Annotated in this window: 1 protein-coding gene; it reads left to right on the plus strand. The window is 54.1% G+C overall.

What is annotated here, in order from left to right:
- On the plus strand, positions 1 to 222 hold a 222-nt coding region (locus AWU74_RS08830), incomplete at both ends, for a transposase (protein ID WP_162505151.1).

Raw genomic sequence — 222 nt, forward strand, 5'->3', positions numbered from 1 at the left:
GCGCCTCTCCTTATGGAGGATTTGGAGGCGGAAGCGTTTCTTGCGGACAAGGCGTATGACACGAACGAACTGCTCGATATGCTTAAGGAAGCGGATATAACAGCAGTCACCCCTCCGGTTAAAAGCCGAAAAGAGCAGAGAGCGTACAGTCATGAGCTGTATCGGGCACGGCACGTCATTGAAAACGTCTTTCGCGCCCTCAAGCGCTGGCGGGGAATTGCT

Source organism: Treponema endosymbiont of Eucomonympha sp., from assembly GCF_001028545.1.